At 68.5% G+C, this 18320-nt stretch carries 20 protein-coding genes; 8 read left to right on the top strand and 12 right to left on the bottom strand.

Annotation, left to right across the window (positions count from 1 at the left end; all coding sequences use genetic code 11):
- Window positions 1-7 precede the first annotated feature (7 nt).
- The 3 genes from hyi (at window position 8) to lysM (ending at window position 2682) form a co-directional block, all read left to right on the top strand.
- On the top strand, window positions 8-817 hold the full coding sequence (gene hyi, locus AC3WLY_RS31435; protein WP_492308755.1) for a hydroxypyruvate isomerase: 810 nt from the start codon (window positions 8-10) through the stop codon (window positions 815-817).
- A 41-nt stretch (window positions 818-858) separates the two neighbouring features.
- A complete protein-coding gene (locus AC3WLY_RS31440; RefSeq protein WP_175960958.1) occupies window positions 859-1752 on the top strand; it encodes a 2-hydroxy-3-oxopropionate reductase in 894 nt (297 codons plus the stop codon).
- 459 nt (window positions 1753-2211) lie between these two features.
- Window positions 2212-2682 carry a peptidoglycan-binding protein LysM gene (lysM, locus tag AC3WLY_RS31445; RefSeq protein ID WP_047900890.1) on the top strand — a complete coding sequence of 157 codons (471 nt, stop codon included), beginning with the start codon at window positions 2212-2214 and terminating at the stop codon, window positions 2680-2682.
- A gap of 96 nt (window positions 2683-2778) precedes the next feature.
- Here lysM and AC3WLY_RS31450 read toward each other — a convergent pair whose 3' ends face one another.
- Entirely contained in the window at window positions 2779-3801 is a 1023-nt protein-coding gene (locus AC3WLY_RS31450) for an asparaginase (RefSeq protein ID WP_492308756.1), read from the bottom strand.
- A gap of 272 nt (window positions 3802-4073) precedes the next feature.
- Between AC3WLY_RS31450 and AC3WLY_RS31455 the strand changes: the two genes are divergently transcribed.
- From AC3WLY_RS31455 to AC3WLY_RS31465, 3 genes are all read left to right on the top strand, one after another.
- Entirely contained in the window at window positions 4074-4364 is a 291-nt protein-coding gene (locus AC3WLY_RS31455) for a PsiF family protein (protein WP_034181226.1), read from the top strand.
- A gap of 338 nt (window positions 4365-4702) precedes the next feature.
- On the top strand, window positions 4703-5152 hold the full coding sequence (locus AC3WLY_RS31460; protein WP_072437185.1) for a hypothetical protein: 450 nt from the start codon (window positions 4703-4705) through the stop codon (window positions 5150-5152).
- 247 nt (window positions 5153-5399) lie between these two features.
- Window positions 5400-5987: a BPSL1445 family SYLF domain-containing lipoprotein gene (locus tag AC3WLY_RS31465; protein ID WP_072437184.1), complete on the top strand. Its 588-nt coding sequence runs from the start codon at window positions 5400-5402 to the stop codon at window positions 5985-5987.
- Between the two features lie 97 nt (window positions 5988-6084).
- On the opposite strand, the gene AC3WLY_RS31470 is transcribed toward AC3WLY_RS31465, so the two are convergent.
- The 9 genes from AC3WLY_RS31470 to mltG form a co-directional block, all read right to left on the bottom strand.
- Window positions 6085-7149, bottom strand: coding sequence for a glycosyltransferase family 4 protein (locus AC3WLY_RS31470; RefSeq protein WP_425130767.1), 1065 nt, complete (start codon window positions 7147-7149; stop codon window positions 6085-6087).
- A gap of 254 nt (window positions 7150-7403) precedes the next feature.
- Window positions 7404-8582: an AAA family ATPase gene (locus AC3WLY_RS31475; RefSeq protein ID WP_175960960.1), complete on the bottom strand. Its 1179-nt coding sequence runs from the start codon at window positions 8580-8582 to the stop codon at window positions 7404-7406.
- 33 nt (window positions 8583-8615) lie between these two features.
- A complete protein-coding gene (locus tag AC3WLY_RS31480; RefSeq protein ID WP_492308757.1) occupies window positions 8616-9788 on the bottom strand; it encodes a mechanosensitive ion channel family protein in 1173 nt (390 codons plus the stop codon).
- A 109-nt stretch (window positions 9789-9897) separates the two neighbouring features.
- Entirely contained in the window at window positions 9898-10254 is a 357-nt protein-coding gene (locus tag AC3WLY_RS31485; RefSeq protein WP_011885036.1) for a Rap1a/Tai family immunity protein, read from the bottom strand.
- Between the two features lie 130 nt (window positions 10255-10384).
- On the bottom strand, window positions 10385-11092 hold the full coding sequence (locus AC3WLY_RS31490; protein ID WP_072437179.1) for an ankyrin repeat domain-containing protein: 708 nt from the start codon (window positions 11090-11092) through the stop codon (window positions 10385-10387).
- Window positions 11093-11135: 43 nt separating this feature from the next.
- Window positions 11136-11915: a TatD family hydrolase gene (locus AC3WLY_RS31495; RefSeq protein WP_152857514.1), complete on the bottom strand. Its 780-nt coding sequence runs from the start codon at window positions 11913-11915 to the stop codon at window positions 11136-11138.
- 141 nt (window positions 11916-12056) lie between these two features.
- Entirely contained in the window at window positions 12057-13085 is a 1029-nt protein-coding gene (locus AC3WLY_RS31500) for a DNA polymerase III subunit delta' (protein ID WP_072437177.1), read from the bottom strand.
- Window positions 13086-13104: 19 nt separating this feature from the next.
- Window positions 13105-13725: a dTMP kinase gene (gene tmk / locus AC3WLY_RS31505; RefSeq protein WP_034181217.1), complete on the bottom strand. Its 621-nt coding sequence runs from the start codon at window positions 13723-13725 to the stop codon at window positions 13105-13107.
- Window positions 13725-14744: an endolytic transglycosylase MltG gene (gene mltG, locus AC3WLY_RS31510; RefSeq protein WP_175960966.1), complete on the bottom strand. Its 1020-nt coding sequence runs from the start codon at window positions 14742-14744 to the stop codon at window positions 13725-13727. The genes tmk and mltG overlap by 1 nt, the downstream gene beginning before the upstream one ends.
- A gap of 77 nt (window positions 14745-14821) precedes the next feature.
- Here mltG and ygfZ point away from each other — a divergent pair, with 77 nt between their 5' ends.
- Entirely contained in the window at window positions 14822-15856 is a 1035-nt protein-coding gene (ygfZ, locus tag AC3WLY_RS31515; RefSeq protein WP_492308758.1) for a CAF17-like 4Fe-4S cluster assembly/insertion protein YgfZ, read from the top strand.
- Window positions 15857-15932: 76 nt separating this feature from the next.
- Window positions 15933-16778 (top strand): NRDE family protein, encoded by an 846-nt coding sequence (locus AC3WLY_RS31520; RefSeq protein ID WP_175960970.1) that lies wholly within the window; start codon window positions 15933-15935, stop codon window positions 16776-16778.
- Window positions 16779-16794: 16 nt separating this feature from the next.
- Here AC3WLY_RS31520 and AC3WLY_RS31525 read toward each other — a convergent pair whose 3' ends face one another.
- Entirely contained in the window at window positions 16795-17235 is a 441-nt protein-coding gene (locus AC3WLY_RS31525) for a GNAT family N-acetyltransferase (protein WP_492308759.1), read from the bottom strand.
- Between the two features lie 42 nt (window positions 17236-17277).
- Window positions 17278-18237 carry an alpha/beta hydrolase gene (locus tag AC3WLY_RS31530; protein WP_310141237.1) on the bottom strand — a complete coding sequence of 320 codons (960 nt, stop codon included), beginning with the start codon at window positions 18235-18237 and terminating at the stop codon, window positions 17278-17280.
- Window positions 18238-18320 lie beyond the last annotated feature (83 nt).

An 18320-nucleotide genomic window follows, 5' to 3' on the forward strand; every position in this document is an offset into this window, starting at 1 on the left:
TTAGCTCATGCCGAAGTTTGCTGCAAACCTGACCATGCTGTTCAACGAAGTGCCGTTCCTCGACCGCTTCAAGGCGGCCGCGGACGCGGGCTTCGACGCCGTCGAGTTCCTGTTCCCGTATCCGTACGCGAAAGAGGAACTCGCCGAGCGGCTCGAGACGCACCGCCTGCGCCCCGTGCTGCACAACCTGCCCGCCGGCAACTGGGACCAGGGCGAGCGCGGCATCGCGTGCCTGCCCGATCGCGTCGGCGAGTTCCAGGAAGGCGTCGGCCGTGCGATCGAGTACGCGAAGGCACTGAAGGTGCCGCAACTGAACTGCCTCGTCGGCATCCCGTCGGCCAGCACGGCGCGCGACAAGACGTTCGTCACGATCGTCGACAACCTGCGCTTCGCGGCCGACGCACTGAAGCGCGAAGGCATCCGCCTGCTCGTCGAGCCGTGCAACAGCTTCGACATCCCGGGCTTCGCGCTGAACCGTTCGGCCGAAGGGCTCGACGTGATCCGCGCGGTCGGCTCGGACAACCTGTTCCTGCAGTACGACATCTATCACATGCAACGCATGGAAGGCGAACTGGCCGCGACGATCGAACGCAACCTCGCATCGATCGGCCACGTCCAGCTCGCGGACAACCCGGGCCGCAACGAGCCGGGCACGGGCGAGATCAACTACGCGTTCCTGTTCGCACTGCTCGACCGGCTCGGCTACAACGGCCACATCGGCTGCGAATACAAGCCTCGTACCACCACGACGGAAGGCCTCGGCTGGCTGCAAAGCGTCGCCGGCTGCGCGCCGGGCTCGGCGCGCCGCGCCGCCTGAGATCCGCCCTTCCCGCTTTCGCCCCTCTAGGAGACTTTCACATGGCAACCATCGGTTTCATCGGCCTCGGCATCATGGGCGCGCACATGGCGCGCAACCTGCTCAAGGGCGATCATCAGCTCGTCGTGAACGGTGCGTTCCCGATCCCGGACGACCTGCGCGCGAGCGCGAAGATCGTCGCGAATTCGACCGAAGTCGCACGGAATGCGGACATCGTCATCTCGATGGTGCCGGACACGCCCGACGTGCGTAACGTGCTGTTCGCCGACGACGGCGTCGCAAAAGGCCTGACGGCCGGCAAGCTCGTGATCGACATGAGCTCGATCTCGCCGCTCGACACGCAGGAATTCGCGAAGCAGATCAACGCGCTCGGCTGCGACTACCTCGACGCGCCGGTGTCCGGCGGCGAAGTCGGCGCACGCGAAGCGACGCTGACGATCATGGTCGGCGGCCCGGAACAGGCCTTCGAGCGCGCGAAGCCGCTGTTCGAGAAGATGGGCAAGAACATCACGCTCGTCGGCGACAACGGCGCGGGCCAGACCTGCAAGGTCGCGAACCAGATCATCGTCGCGCTGAACATCGAGGCCGTCGGCGAAGCACTGCTGTTCGCCGCACGCTCGGGCGCCGATCCGGAGCGCGTTCGCCAGGCACTGATGGGCGGCTTCGCCGCGTCGCGCATCCTCGAAGTGCACGGCGCGCGGATGACGAAGCGCACGTTCGATCCGGGCTTCCGCATCGAGCTGCACCAGAAGGACCTGAACCTCGCGCTCGACGGCGCACGCAAGCTCGGCCTCGCCCTGCCGCACACCGCGAGCGCGCAGCAGCTGTTCAGCGTGTGCGCATCGCACGGCGGCAAGGCGTGGGATCACTCGGCACTCGTGCGCGCGCTCGAGATCATGTCGAACTTCGAGATCGGCCAGACGCCGGCCGCGTAACGCGGACGCAAAAACGCGCGGTTCCGCTGCAATGGCGGACGCGCGCGAAGAACACGCGCGATCCGGCCGCGGCCGGTCGCATCGGTGCGCGACGCACGCGCGCATCACGGTGGGGCGCCCCGCCGCGCATCGCCAACCGCATGCGCGACGGGGCGAAAAACGCCGCTCTGGGCTGAGAGCGGCGTGGTGGGGTCCGCAGCGGCACCCGGCGGCGCCGGGGAAGCCTTGGTCGGTCAGACGTCGTCGTCGGGTGTCCGCCTGTCGGATTTCGCGTATTACATTTCTTTACGTTCGAGCGTGCGATTTTTCATGCAATCGTCGCGCTGAACGCCTACACTTTCGCCACGCCTTTCGAGAAAACCGCCGCGCTTGCGTTCACTCCGATGAATGCGCCCAGCGCGGTGTTTTTTTCGCCACTTCACGGCGCGTTTTCTTTTCAACCACCTAAGGAGTGCAGCGATGGGTCTTCTTTCGTTTATCAAAGAGGCGGGTGAAAAACTGCTGGGTCATGCCGACGCGCAAGCGGCGGAAGATCCGAATGCCGCGAACCAGACCGCGGCCGATGCGATCAAGAACTACATCAGCACGCAGGGTCTCGACACGTCGAACCTGACGGTCGCGTTCGACGGTGCATCGCGCACCGTCACGCTGTCGGGCAGCGTCGCCGATCTCGACACGAAGGCCAAAGTCAAGGTCGCGGCCGGCAACGTGCAGGGCGTCGCGGGCGTCAACGACGACGATCTGCAGCCGGACGATCCGGAAGTGCAGTACCACGACGTGAAGCCGGGCGACACGCTGTCGGCGATCGCCAAGGAAGTGTATGGCGACGCGAACAAGTACCCGGCGATCTTCGAGGCGAACAAGCCGATGCTGTCGAGCCCGGACAAGATCTATCCGGGCCAGAAGCTCGTGATTCCGCCGCAGTCCTGAGCATCCGTGCAGGATTGAAAAACGGAAAAGGCAGGCCATCAGGCCTGCCTTTTTCTTTGGCGATGCCGCGCCGCGCGAGCGGCGGGCGGACATCGGTCAGAACGTATCGAATACGCGCTGCAGTTCGTCGCGCGCGCTGATGCCGTTCGCCAGCGCGAGCATCAGCAGCACGCGCGCCTTGAACGGATTCAGCGAGCCCGCGCTGACGAAGCCGAGCGCATCGTCGTTGGCCGCGCCGTTGCGCATCACATGCCCCGAGCCGACGCGCGACGCGCGGACCACGGCAACGCCCGCGCTCACCGCATCGGCGAGCGCCGCCTGCAGCGTCGCATGGATCGACCCGTTGCCGGTGCCGGCCACGACGAGCCCGCGCACGCCGGCCGCCACCAGCGCATCGACGGCCGTGCGCGTCACGCCCGCGTAGCTCGCGACGACTTCGACGGGCGGCCACGTTGCGGCGATCGCCAGTTGCGCATCGCGCGAGCGCGTGACGCGGCGCGCGAATTCGACGCGGCCGTCCTGCACCCAGCCGAGCGCACCGAGTTCCGGCGACTGGAATGCGTCGACCGCATAGGTGCTCGTCTTCACGACGTCGCGCGCGCCGTGGATCCGGTTGTTGAACGCGATCAGCACGCCCTGCCCGCGCGCGGCCGGATGCGCGGCCACCGTCACCGCGTTCAGCAGGTTCAGCGGGCCGTCGGACGACAGCGCGGTCGCCGGCCGCATCGCGGCCGTCAGCACGACCGGCTTGTCGCCTTTCACGACCAGGTGAAGTGCATACGCGGTTTCCTCGAGCGTGTCGGTGCCGTGCGTGATCACGATGCCGTCGACCGCAGGATCGGCCATCAGCACGTCGATCCGCGCGGCGAGCGTGTTCCACAGCGGCAGTGCGAGATCCTTGCTGTCGATGCTGGCGATCTGCTCGGCGTCGATGCGCGCGACCGACGCGAGCGCCGGCACCGCGTCGACCAGGAAACCGACGCCGAGCGCGCCGGCCTGGTAACCGGCCGTGCTGGCCGCGTCTGGCGCGGCTCCGGCGATCGTGCCGCCGGTGGCGAGCACGGCGATGCGCGGCAGGGCCGCCGCGGACGGGGGGGATGCGGGATTCGGAGTATTCATGGCCGCGATTGTAATGGCTCGCGGCCGGGATCCGGCAGGTTCCGGCGCCACGGCCGATGCCGGCCGCCGCGCATCATGGTTTGTCCCGATCGTCCAGTCGCGCGCGTCGTCAACGGCCGCGGCGCCCGCAACGTTATAGGAAGTGCCGTTTCGGTGTTTTTCACATTGATTTGCCATAATCGGAGCGCACGGTGCGATGTGGCCCTATCCTCATCGCAACGTGCTTCGTGACGGCGTCGATAACACGCAATTCACCCCATGGGAGTGTCGAAATGAAAATCCAATCGCTCGTAGCCGCAGTGCTCCTCGGCGGCATGCTGGCTTCCCCCGCGTTCGCGGCGAACAGCCAGCAGGACAAGATGAAGGCCTGTAACACCCAGGCAGCAGGCAAGACGGGCGACGAACGCAAGGCGTTCATGAAGGACTGCCTGTCGGCGAAGCCCGCGAAGGCAATGACGCAGCAGGAAAAGATGAAGGCCTGCAACACGCAGGCCACCGGCAAGAAGGGCGACGACCGCAAGGCGTTCATGAAGAGCTGCCTGAGCAGCCAGCCGGCCGCCTGAGTTCCGGCGCTCCCGTATCGAATGCCGCGCACCGCTTCGGCGGTCGCGGCATTTTTGTTTTCGTTGCATGCGCATCGACGCGTACGTGCCTGAAGCGCCTGCCGCACGTGTCGCATGTGTCGCGCACCTCGACCTGCCGCACGCGTTCCGCCGCCGCCGTTCGACCGCCCACCTCCACCCGTCCCGCTTTCCGGGCCCGCCGTACCGGCGCCGCCACATGGTGCGGCAATTCGCCGCGTTTTCTTCTATGATGGCTGCAACGCGGCCCACCCAAGTACAAGAAGCGCCATCGGGCCGCCCTCGAGACGGACGCGCACGCGCGCCAATTGGAGGCATGGATGGCATGGAGACAACACCGCTGGTTCCGCCGCTGGCTGATCGTGATCGTGTTCTGGGCCGTGCCCGTCGCGATCGTCGCCGTGCGCGAGATCCGCGAGGAAATGGCCTACAACAAGGCGGACCTGCAGCTCGCGCTGACCACCTGGCAGCTCACCGACGCGCAACAGGCAGCCGGCGCCGCCGCGAAGTGCCACGGGGATCCTGACGAGGCGCGCGCGGCCGGCTGCCCGGCCGACGTGCTCGCCGCCAACGCGCCGCGCCAGCAGGCGGCCCGCGACGAATACGTGGTGCGCCGCACTACGCTCGCGGGCTATCTGTGGCATGCGTTCGTCGGCTACTGGGTCGTACCGGCCGCATTCCTGTTCGCCTGCGGCGTCGTGATTGCACTGATCCGCCGCGCGCTGCGCCGCCCGCCGATCAAGCCGCCCGTCCCGCCGGTCACGCACTGACCCGCCCGCAAGCGCCGTCGCCGCCCGATCTGCCGCCCTTGTTCCCCGCATGCCGACCCGCGCGGGGCGCGTCGGCGCGCGGGCGCCGATCCGATCGGTCCGTTGGCGCGCAGCGACACCGCCCCCCCGATTTGACGCTCTTTCACGCACGAACGAAAAGGGGTTGTAATCCACTGTGATATAACTGCCGACGTGATCCGCTCCTTGAGCGAGACTCACTCCGAACGTCATCCGATGGAGAAGAACGATGCAAAAACGGAATCTTGTGCTGAAAGCCGCCGCTGCGCTCATCGTCGGTAGCCTCGCGCTCACCGGTTGCACCACCACCCCGGACAAGCCGGACAACGCCGCGACCAGCGCGTCGAAGCGTCAGGCAATCGACTCGAGCGTCGACGCAACGCTGTCGCGCCTGTATTCCACGGTCAAGGGTTCGCGTGAACTCGTCGCGAAATCGCGCGGCGTGCTCGTGTTCCCGAACGTGCTGCAAGCCGGCCTCATCGTCGGCGGCCAGTCCGGCAACGGCGCGCTGCGCGTCGGCGGCAGCACGGTCGGCTACTACAACACGTCGTCGCTGTCGGTCGGCCTGCAGGCCGGTGCGCAGTCGAAGGCGATCGTGTTCCTGTTCATGACGCAGGAAGCGCTCGACGAATTCCGCGGCTCGGACGGCTGGGCAGCCGGCGCCGGCGCATCGGTCGCGCTCGTGAAGATGGGCGCGAACGGCGCGATCGACACGACCACGGCCACCGCACCGGTCCAGGTCGTCGTGCTGACGAACGCGGGCCTGATGGGCGATGTGTCGATCAACGGCACGAAGGTCACGAAGCTCAAGATCTGACGCTCACGCACCGCCCGTGCGCACCGCGCGCGGGCCATGCGCAAACGGCGATGTCCTTGCGGGCATCGCCGTTTTTTTTATCCGCCCGCGCGCCGCGTCAGGTCGTCGAGTCGATCACCTTGAAGCGCGAGCGCTTCTGCGCGCGGATCACCGACTGGTAGACGTCGACATACTGCTGCGCCATCCGCCGCGACGTGAAGCGTTCCTCGAAGCGCTGCCGCACGCGCGCACGCGGCAGCAGGTGCAGCCGGTTCACGGCAGCCACCGCACTGATTTCATCCTCGACGATGAAACCCGACACGCCCTCGTCCAGCACCTCGGGCACCGCGCCGCGATTGAACGCGATCACCGGCGTGCCGCACGACATCGCCTCGATCATCACCAGGCCGAACGGCTCCGGCCAGTCGATCGGGAACAGCAGCGCATGCGCGCCCGACAGGAATTCGGCCTTCTGGTGATCGGCGATCTCGCCGATGTATTCGACGTGCGGCAACGCGAAGAGCGGCTTGATCTCGCGGTCGAAGTATTCCTGGTCGGCCGCATCGATCTTCGCGGCGATCCGGATCGGCAGCCCGCACTGGCGCGCAATGCGAATCGCCGTGTCGACGCGCTTCTCCGGCGAGATGCGGCCGAGGAACGCGAGATAGCGCGGCTCGACGGGCTGCGGCATGTACAGCGTATCGGGCAACCCGTGGTAGACGGTCGTCAGCCATTTCGCCTGCGGCAGCGGCTGGCGTTGCGAGTTCGAAATCGAAATCACGGGCGCCGTGTTGAACGTGTCGAACACCGGCTGCTGCTCGGGCAGGTCGAGCCGGCCGTGCAGCGTCGTCACGTAAGGCGTTTCCTGCCGGTTGAAGACCGAGAACGAGTAGTAGTCCATGTGGAAATGGAGCACATCGAAGTCCTTCGCGCGGCGCGCGACCGTCTCCATCAGCAGCATGTGCGGTGCGACGCGGTCGCGAATCGACGTGTCGAGCCGCAGCGCGCGCGGCCAGACCGGCTCGAGCTTCGCCCGTGTCGTCGAGTCGCCGCTCGCGAACAGCGTCACGTCATGGCCGAGATCGACGAGCGCCTCGGTGATGTAGGACACGACGCGCTCCGTGCCGCCGTACAGCTTCGGCGGCACCGATTCGGTCAGCGGGGCGATCTGGGCAATTCTCATGGTCCACGTCTCCTGTGTGCTGTCCCGTACGGCAGGCGGGAGCATGCGCTTTTCGCGCGCCCCCGCCCCGTGCAGCGCCGGCCGGATATCCCGCCATTATTCGCGATCCCGATCCCCGGAACCGCCTGCCTTGCATTTTATGGGCGTTGTTACAGACAGGATACATTCGTTCCGCCTCGCCCGATCGCACCGCATCGTGCACCGTCGGGCCATGCCCCCGCCCGGGCGCGGCCAAATGCACGCGGCCTGGCCCGTCAGCGCGACGGCCACTTCCACGGCGGCAGGTCGCGCGTGTCGGCATCGACGAGCGCGGTCGCGCCGAGCTGCTTGTCGAGCACCAGCGATTCGCAACCGGCCTCGCGCTCGAGCGTCGCGATGAGCCGCGCCGCATGCGACACGACCAGCACCTGCGAGCGCTGCGCGGCCTGCGCGATCAGGCGGCCGAGCGCCGGCAGCAGATCGGGATGCAGGCTGGTCTCCGGTTCGTTCAGCACCATCAGCGCCGGCGGCCGCGGCGTCAGCAGCGCGGCCGCGAGCAGCAGATAGCGCAGCGTGCCGTCGGACAGCTCGGCCGCCGCGAGCGGTCGCAGCAGCCCCGGCTGGCGCATCAGCACGTCGAAGCGGCCGCGGCCGCCCGGATTGTCGATCTCGACCGATGCGCCCGGAAACGCGTCGTCGATCGCCGCATCGAGTGCAGCGCCGTCGCCGATTTCGCGGATCGTCTGCAGCGCGGCGGCGAGGTCGGCGCCGTCGTCCGCCAGCACCGGCGTATGGGTGCCGATATGCGACTGCCGTGCCGGCGCCTGCGCATCGGTCCGGAAATGGTCGTAGAAGCGCCACGAGCGAATCCGCTCGCGCACCGCGATCATCTCCGGCGCGCCGGTCGGATCGGCGAACTCGGTCATCATGCTGTCGAAGCTCGCAACCGGCTGCGGAATCGTCCGCCAGTCGCCCGACGCGGTGCGTGCGCGGATCTGCGCCCCCTGCCGATCGACCAGCAGCGTCGACGGGCGCGGCAGCGCGCCGCCCCAGATGCATTCGCGCTTGACCACCGGATCGAGCCGGAACATCGACGCGTCGTTCTTCACCGGCAGGCCAAGATCGATCGCGTAGCCAAAATCGTCGCACGCGAAGCCGAGCTTCAGGCTCACCGGCTCCTTGCGCACCGTGCCCGTCACAGGCTCGTCGCCGTTCAGCATCGCCCGCGAAAAACGCTCGGGGCCGGCCCATAGCGTCGACGGCAACCCGCCCTCGCGGGCGAGCGACGGGATCACGCGGCCCTGCGCGGTGTCGGCGAGCAGCCGCAGCGCGCGGTATACGCTCGACTTGCCGCTGCCGTTCGGCCCCGTGACGACGTTGAGCGCCGCGAGCGGCACGATCAGCTCGCGCAGCGAGCGGTAATTGGCGATGGCGAGCGTGTTCAGCGCGGTCATGACGATGGATGGCGGGCAGGCACCGGGCCGCGTTCAGCGGCCTTCGACGGCCTGCGGATCGGCTGCGGTGTTGGCCGCCGTGCTGGCGGCGGGCGCCCGCGCGTGCGGCCGTTCGGGATTCGGCGCGTCCGGCGCGGAATCATGCGGATACAGTTCCATCCGGCTGCGCGGCAGGCACTGCGGATAGCGGCCCTGCAGGTATGCGATCAACCCTTCGCGCACGCGGCAGCGCAGATCCCAGCACGACGACGAATCGGCCGCGCTGACGAGCGCGCGCAACTGCATCGTGCGCTCCGCCGCATCGGTCACCTGCAACACCTGCACGCGGCCGTCCCACTCGGGCGCCGCATGGACGAGCCGCGCGAGCTCCTCGCGCAGCGGCGCGAGCGGCGTGCGGTAGTCGACCGACAGGTAGACCGTGCCGATGATTTCCGCGCTGTTGCGCGTCCAGTTCGTGAACGGGTTCTCGATGATCCACTGCAGCGGCACGACGAGGCGCCGCTGGTCCCACAACCGCACCGACACGAACGAGCCGGTGATTTCCTCGATGCGCCCCCACTCGCCCTGGATCACGACCACGTCGTCGAGCCGGATCGGCTGTGTGAGCGCGATCTGCAGCCCGGCAATCAGGTTGCCGAGCACCGGCCGCGCAGCGATACCGGCGACCAGGCCCGCGACGCCGGCCGACGCCAGCAGGCTCGCGCCCACCTGGCGCACGTTCGGGAACGTCATCAGCGCGGCGCCGGTGCCGATGATCACGATCAGCACCATCACGGTCCGCACGAGCACCTTGGCCTGCGTATGGATGCGCCGCGCCTGGAGGTTGTCGGCCGTATCGAGCGGATGCGCCCGGATGATCGCGTCGCCGACGCCCGCCGCGAGCCGCACCAGCAGCCACGTGAGCGACACGATGGAGCCGACCGCCGCCGCGGTGCGCATGCCGCCCACGAACGACATGCCGTCGTCGGCCTGGACCCACAGGAATTCGAGCGCAAGCAGCGCGAGCACGACGAGCGACGGCTTGTCGATGTAGCGCAGGATCGCGCTCATCAGCGGATACGGCTGCGCGATGCGCTTGACGATGCGTGCGCCGAGACGGTGCACGATCGTGACGACCAGCACGACGATGACCGACACGGCCAGCGTGCCGAGCCACGAATGCAGCGGCGCATCGGCGATGCGCTGCAGTTCCTCGATTGAAATCATCGGCGCCCGGGATGCTTCGGTTATGAGGCGCGCACGCCTCGTCCTGGATGTGCGTCGGCGACGTCCGGGGTAGCGCACGCACCGGCACGCGCCCGGACACGGCGTCAGATCAGTTGCCGCCCCTGCAGGGAAACGCCTTGCCGAGACCGAGCGACACCGCGGTGCTCGCGTTGTAGTCGGCCAGCTTCGGATTTTCAGCAATGTACTTGCGCACCGCATCGGTCATCTGCTGCGCCCGGATGTCGGGCGGCAGGCAGAAATACTGGCCGACACGCGGCCCCGTGGTGCCGCCGATCGCGTCGATGGTGTTGTAGACGCCATCGGCAGCGCCTTCGATGTAGGCCGCGCACGACGCCCGCGACTTGACGTCCGTCTTCGCGCACAGCCGGTCGAGATCCGCGCCCGTGAAAGCCGCCGCCGACAACGGCACGGCAAACGCCGCGGCACAAAACATTGCGCGCAACATGGTGTTCCTTATGTCAATGCGGCCCGAGACCGCCTGCTGCGTTGGCCGGCGCGGCGCCGGACCCCCTTCTCCGGCCGGAATCCGCCCGGCCGGGTGCGCACCGCCGCCCTGGCCGGTGCACCGAAAACCGTCATTTTGCACTCTTTTGCGCATCTGCCGGCGCCGACGCGCCGATACGCACCGTACGCTTGCTCAGGATGTCGATCGCGTCCGGCGCCTTGTAATGCTTCGCGAACTCGAGCGCGGTGATGCCGAGCTGGTTCTTCACCTGCGGATCGGCCCCCTGGTCGAGCAGCAGCGTGACCGTCGACGCATGGTTGCCGCGCGCGGCCATCATCAGCGGCGTGGTGCCGTTCGGCGAAGCCGTGTCGATATATGCGTCATGGTCGAGCAGCACCTTGACGACCGCGTCCTGGCCGTTGGTCGCCGCGTAGTGCAGCGGCGCCCAGCCCTTCTTGCTGACTTCCGCGCCCTTGTCGATCAGCAGCTTGACGAGGCCGACGTCGCCGTTCAGCGACGCGAGCATCAGCGCGTTCTCGCCGGCCTTGTCTTCCTTCTCGAGGTCGACGTTCGGCGTCGTGGCGATCGCCGCCGCGACCTTGTCGGATTTCTCGCGCGCGGCGATCACCAGCAGCGGGTCGCCGTTCGGCGCGAGCGTGTTCGGATCGAGGCCGTTCTTGAGCTGCTTGCCGATGTCGGCGATGTCGTCGAACTTGACGGCCTTGACGATCGCGTCGAGCGACTCGGCATGCGCGCCGGCTGCAGCGAACAGGCCGCTCGCGATCAGCGCGGCGGCAACGAGTGCGCGTTTGGTCGGATGGTTGGTCGGCTTCGTCATTGTTGTGGGCTCCTTCCCTGGGTTGTCGGCTGCGCGCGCGTCGTTAGCGGGCGATCTTGAACAGCCGGAAAAAGTTCTGTGTCGTCGCATCGGCCAGCGCCTCGACGGCGATCCCGCGCTCGGATGCGATAAAGCGTCCGACATGGCTGACGTACGCAGGTTCATTCGGCTTGCCGCGATACGGCACCGGCGCGAGGTACGGCGAGTCGGTCTCGATCAGCAGCCGGTCGAGCGGCACGCGCCGCGCGACGTCCTGCACGTCGGTCGCGTTCTTGAACGTGACGATGCCCGACAGCGAGATATGGAAGTTCTGCGCGAGCGCCTGCTCGGCGACGGGCCACGGCTCGGTGAAGCAGTGCATCACGCCGCCCGGCACGTCCGCGCGCTCCTCGGCCATGATCCGCAGCGTGTCCTCCGACGACGACCGCGTATGGACGATCAGCGGCTTCATCGTCGCGGTCGCCGCGCGGATGTGCGTGCGAAAGCGTTCGCGCTGCCATTCCATGTCGGCGATCGAGCGGCCCTCGAGACGGTAGTAGTCGAGGCCCGTTTCGCCGATCGCGACGACCTTCGGGTGCGCGGCCAGCTCGACGAGTTCCGCGAGCGTCGGCTCGCGCGCGTCCTCGTGATCGGGATGCACGCCGACCGACGCGTAGACGTTGTCGTACGCGTCCGCGATCGCGAGGACCTCGGGCAGCGTCTCGAAATCGACGGACACGCACAGCGCGTGCGTGACGTCGTGCTCGCGCATGTTCTCGAGAACGGCCGGCAGGCGGTCGGCCAGGCCCTTGAAATTGATGTGGCAGTGAGAGTCGACGAACATCGTGTTTCCTGAATACGTAAGGCGGGCGCTCATGCGCTCGCCGGCGTGCTGCAGCGGGCGGCGTTCGCGGGCCGGCCGGCCGCGGTCGCGTCGCCGAGTAAGCCGAACATCGTTTCGCAACCCATCAGAAGCAATGCCGGGTCACGCGAACATTTCCCGATATCCGAGAAACAATTCCTCGAATACGAGCCGCGCGTTCAGCGGATGGTTCTCGACCGTCCGCTGCCGCGTCACGGCCTTCATGAAGCGCGCGAACGCGTTCGCGTCGACCGATTCCGCGCAGCGCGCGAGCGCCGCCGCGTGCATCGGGAAGTAGCGCGGCGCGCCCGCCATCCGCTGCGCGAGCAGATCGTACAGCCAGCGCTGCAGCCAGCCGAGCACCAGCGGCACCGGCAGCTTCTGCAGCGTCTCGCCGCATGCGAACGGGTCGCATGCCGCACCGGCCGCGAGCTGCCCGAGCGTGTAGTCGCGCAGCGGGCGGTTCTCGTCGCTCGCGAGCGCCAGCGCGGCGAGCGGCGCGCCGCCGGCTTCGGCGAGCAGCGCGCTCGCATGGTCGACGCCCTGCGCCGCGAGCCAGGCCGCGGCCGCGTCGGGCGCCGGCACGGTCATCGGCCACTGCCGGCAGCGGCTGATGATCGTCGGCAACAGGCGGTCGATGCGCGCCGACACGAGCAGGAACACGACGCCGGACGGCGGCTCCTCCAGCGTTTTCAGCAGCGCGTTCGATGCGGCGACGTTGAGCGCCTCGGCCGGATACAGCACGACGACGCGCGCGCCGCCGCGGTGCGAACCGACCCCGCAGAAGTCGAGCAGCGCGCGCACCTGCTCGATCTTGATTTCCTTGCTCGGCGCGCGCGTCTTCTTGCCGCCTTCGTCCGCGTCGGCCGGCTTCGCGTCGTCCGCGGCGCCCGGCGCTTCGCCGGCCAGCACCTCGGGCAGCACGATCCGGTAGTCCGGGTGGTTGCCCTGCGAGAACCAGGTGCAGGCCGCACACGTGCCGCACGGCTCGCCGTTCGGCAGCGGCGATTCGCACAGGAAGCCCTGCGCGAGATGCTGCGCGAACTGCAGCTTGCCGATCCCGGCCTGGCCGTGCAGCAGCAGCGCATGCGGCCATTGCGCGCGCAGTTGCTGCAGGCGGTTCCAGTCGTCGGTCTGCCACGGATAGATCATGTGGTGCGTTCCTTGCGGGTTACAGCGCGGCGAGCACGCGTTCGAGCTGCCGGCGGATCTCGGGAATCGACTGCGTCGCGTCGACGATCGCGAAGCGGTGCGGCGCCTCTTCCGCGCGCCGCAGGTATTCGCCGCGCGTGCGCGTGAAGAACGCGTCGGACTCGCTTTCGAACTTGTCGGGCATGCGCGCCGCGCCGCGGCGCTCGCTCGCGACCTGCGGCGCGACGTCGAACAGCACCGTGAGATCGGGCTGGAAACCGCCCTGCACCCAGCGCTCGAGCGTCTCGAGCTTGTCGCGCGGCAGCCCGCGGCCGCCGCCCTGGTACGCGAACGTCGCGTCGGTGAAGCGATCGGACACGACCCAGTCGCCGCGCGCGAGCGCCGGCTCGATCACGAGCGCAAGATGCTCGCGGCGCGCGGCGAACATCAGCAGCGCTTCCGTCTCGAGATCCATCGGCTGGTTCAGCAGGATCTCGCGCAGTTTCTCGCCGAGCTGCGTGCCGCCCGGCTCGCGGGTGACGACGACCTGCCGGCCGGCCGCGGCCAGCTTGCCCTGGAGGCGTTCGCAGAACCATTGCAGGTGGGTGGTCTTCCCTGCCCCGTCGATGCCTTCGAACGTAATGAATTTACCGCTCGCCATTATTGCCCTCGTATGTACTTGTCCACGGCCTTGTTGTGGTCGCCGAGCGTGTCCGAGAACACGCTGGTGCCGTCGCCCTTCGCGACGAAATAGAGCGCGCTCGTCTGCGCCGGATTGATCGCCGCCTGCAGTGCGGCGACGCCCGGCAACGCGATCGGCGTCGGCGGCAGGCCGCGTCGCGTGTAGGTATTGTATGGAGTGTCGGCCTGCAGGTCGCGCTTGCGCAAGCGGCCGTCGTACGCATCGCCGAGCCCGTAGATCACCGACGGATCGGTCTGCAGCGGCATGCCGATGCGCAGCCGGTTCGCGAACACGGCCGCGACGAACGCGCGGTCGGCCGCGTGGCCCGTTTCCTTCTCGACGATCGACGCGATCGTCAGCATTTCGTAAGGGGACTTGTACGGCAGCCCCGGCGTGCGCGCGGCCCAGGCCTCGTCGAGGCGCGTCTGCATCAGGTGGTACGCGCGCCGGTAGATGTTCAGGTCGCTCGTGCCCTTGTCGAACAGGTAGGTATCCGGGAAGAACAGCCCTTCGCCGCTGCCGCGCTGCACGGTGCTGTCCGACGCGCCGATCGCGCGCAGCAGCTCGGCGTCGCTCATGCCGGCCGTGGTGTGCGCAAGATCGGGGTTCCCGTCGAGTTCCGCGCGCATCCGCTTGAAGGTCCAGCCTTCGATCACCGTCGCGACGTATTCGTTCACGTCGCCGCGCGCGATCTTCTGCAGGACTTCGTAAGGCGTGATGCCCGTCTTGAATTCGTAGTTGCCGGACTTGAGCCGGCTCGACAGCCCGAGCACGCGCGTCATCGCGACGAAACCGAACGGCTCGACCGGCACGCCGCCGCGCTTGAGCTGCAGCGCGACGCTCTTCACGCTGCTGCGCGGCTTGATCGTGACGTCGAGCGATGCCGAACCCAGCAGCAGCGGCCGGGTCGCCCAGTAATATCCGCCGCCCGCGCCGGCAGCGGCCACAACGACGGCCAGCGCCACGATCGTCGCGGCGCATTTCTTCAGTAGGGACATGGAAACGTGACTCAGGTAAGACCCATATAATACTTGTTCGCCTCCGTCAAAGTCAGGGTTGACTGTTCCCTCATTCCATGAGCTCACCGTTCGCTTCACCGGCTGCCCAGGCCGCATCCGCCTCGCTCCCCGTATTCCCCCGCCCGTCCGCCGCCGATTTCGATGCGCCGGGCGCCTGCATGCCGCTGCCGCAGTTCGGCGTAATCGACGTGGCCGGCGACGACGCCGCGACGTTCCTGCACAGCCAGCTGACCAACGACATCGAGCATCTCGATGCCGCGAGCGCACGGCTGTCCGGCTATTGCTCGCCGAAGGGGCGCCTCATCGGGTCGTTCCTCGCGTGGCGTGCCGGCCACGATGTGCGCCTGCTGGTTTCGAAGGACGTGCAGCCCGCCGTGCAGAAGCGGCTGTCGATGTTCGTGCTGCGCGCGAAGGCGAAGCTCACGGATGCGAGCGACGCGCTCGCGGTGGTCGGCTTCGCGGGCGACGTGCGCGAAGCGCTGGCGGGCATCTTCGATGCGCTGCCCGACGGCGTGCACGTGAAGGTCGACGGGCCGGCCGGCACGCTGATTCGTGTGCCCGATGCGGCCGGCCGCAAGCGCTATCTGTGGATCGGCCCGCGCGCGGAAGTCGATGCACGCATCGCCGCGCTCGCCGGCACGCTGCCGGTCGTGTCGCCGGCCGTGTGGGACTGGCTCGACATTCGCGCGGGCGAGCCGCGCATCACGCAGCCGGCCGTCGAACAGTTCGTGCCGCAGATGGTCAACTTCGACGTGATCGGCGCCGTCAACTTCCGCAAGGGGTGCTACCCGGGCCAGGAAATCGTCGCGCGCAGCCAGTACCGCGGCACCATCAAGCGCCGCACCGCGCTCGCGCATGTCGCCGGCGAGACCGATACCGTGCATACCGGCGTCGAGCTGTTCCACAGCGACGATCCCGGCCAGCCGTGCGGGATGATCGTCAACGCGGCGGCCGCGCCCGCGGGCGGCGTCGACGCGCTCGTCGAGATCAAGCTCGCCGCGCTCGATAACGGCACCGTGCACGTCGGTTCGGCCGACGGCCCGGCGCTCGCGTTCGACGCGCTTCCGTACGCGTGGCCGACGCAAGCGTGACGCACTGACAACCCGTTCGCGCGCCGGCTCGCGAGTCGCAGCCGGCGCCCGATGTTTCCTGCGAGAGATTCGCCCGATGTGTCTGATTGCCTTCGACTGGCAGCCTGATGCCGCCGCCGGTCCCGTCTTTACCCTCACCGCCAACCGCGACGAGTTCTTTCGCCGCACGAGCGCGCCGCTCACCTGGTGGGAGGATGTACCGGGCGTGCTGGCCGGCCGCGATCTCGAAGCCGGCGGCACGTGGCTCGGCGTATCGCGCGACGGCCGCTTCGCGGCGCTGACGAACTACCGCGCGCCGTTCGACATCCGCGCGGGCGCGCCCACCCGCGGCAAGCTCGTGTCCGATTTCCTTCGCGGCTCGTCCGTCGCGCCGCTCGACTATCTCGGGCAACTTGCCGAGCATGCGGCCGTGTACAACGGCTTCAACCTGCTCGTCGGCGACTGGACGCGGCGCGAACTCGCGTGGTTCTGCAACCGAGCGCCCGACGGCGAAAGCAGTGTCGCCGCGCCCGTCGCGATCGCGCCCGGCGTGCATGCGCTGTCGAATGCGCGGCTCGATACGCCCTGGCCGAAAGTGGTGCGCAAGCGCGCGGAGCTCGGCACGCTGCTCACCGACAATCCGACCCCGTCGCTCGACGAACTGGTCGATCTGATGCGCGACCCGCATGTCGCGGACGACGACGCGCTGCCGCACACGGGCATTCCGATCGAGCGCGAGCGCGCGCTGTCGGCCGCGTTCATCGAGACGCCCGAGTACGGCACGCGCGGCACGACCGCGCTGCGCGTCACGATGAAGGAAGGCGTGCGGCTGACAGTCGAGATCAAGGAGCGCTGCGACGACGACGGTTCGCACCGCACCGTCCGCCCGGGTGCGTTCGAGCGCGCATTCACGTTCGACGTCGACGCAACGCGGCCGCGCTGAACGCGCATTGCCCGCGCTACGGCGCGCGCGCCATCTCGACGTGCGGCACGCCGGCTTCGACGAACGGTTCGCCGACCGCCGCAAAGCCGTGCCGCACATAGAACGACACCGCCGAATCCTGCGCATAGAGCCGCACGACGGTTTCGCCGCGGCGCCGCGCGGCAGCCAGCAGCGCTTGCAGCACGGCCGACCCGACGCCCTGCCCGCGCGCGTCGGCCAGCACGGCGACGCGGCCGATCGTGCCGGACGGCAGCAGCCTCCCCGTCGCGACCGCGCGGCGTATTCCCGTCGCCGCGTCGATCCGGTACGCGACCGCATGGAGCGATAGCGGATCGTCGTCGTCGAGCTCCCATTCCGGCGGAATCTGCTGCTCGCGCACGAATACCGCGTCGCGAATCCGCGCAGCGTCGCCACCCAGTAGCGTCCAGTCACCCGTTTCCACTACGCCGTCCGTCATCGCAGCCCTCCATGCGGCGCACACGCCGTCAAACGCCCGCCGTCAAACGTCGTCGAACGCGGCCTTCAGCGCCGCGACCGCATCGGCATGCGCGGCCCGCACCTCGGGCACGTAGCCGCCCATCTTGAAGAATTCGTGGATCATCCCCGGATAGCAGACCAGCGTAACCGCATTGCCGGCCGCGCGCAGCTTGTCCGCGTACGCGGCGCCCTCGTCGCTCAGCGGATCGTATTCGGCGGTCGCGATCCAGGCCGGCGCGACGCCCGCGAACGACGGCGCGTCGCGCGTGCCGTCGAGCGGCGCGAAGCGCCAGTCGTCGCGGTCGGCCGAATCGCGCACGTATTGCGTGAAGAACCACTGGATCGTGTCCTGCGACAGCAGGTAGCCGTTCGCGAGCCGTGCGTGCGATTCGGTGCCCTGGTAGCCCGTCACGCCCGGATAGATCAGCATTTGAAGCGCCAGGCGAATGCCTGCGTCGCGCGCGAGCACCGCGCAGACGGTCGCGAGCGTGCCGCCCGCGCTGTCGCCGCCGACCGCCAGCCGCGCGGCGTCGATACCGAACGCGGCGGCCTCGCGATGCAGCCAGCGCAACGCGTCGTCGGCATCGTTCACCGCGGTCGGAAACCGGTGCTCGGGCGCGAGCCGGTAGCCGACCGACAGCACCGCGCATTGCGCGCCGTGCGCGAACATCCGGCACAGCGCATCGTGCGTGTCGACGCTGCCGACCGTGAAGCCGCCGCCGTGGTAGTAGACGAGCGCGGGCAGCGGCTCCGCGAGGCTCGGCTCGACCGGCAGGTACAGCCGCGCGCCGATCGTGCGGCCGTCGCGCGTCGGCACGACGCACTCCTCGACCGAATGCATCGGCGCCGGCGCGACGTCGAGGATCGGCGCGCTCTTCTCGTACGCAGCGCGCGCCTGCTGCGGCGTCTGATGGTGATAGGACGGACGTTTCGCGCGCTCGATCATGTCGAGCACCTGGGCGATCTTCGGATTCAGCGGCATCGGAGAGGACGGCGCCTGCGCGGCGCCGCGAACGGACAAACGTCACATGATGCCATGCCCGCGTCGGGCCAGCGCTACGCGCG

The sequence above is a fragment of the Burkholderia sp. FW306-1C-G01B genome, assembly GCF_058781685.1.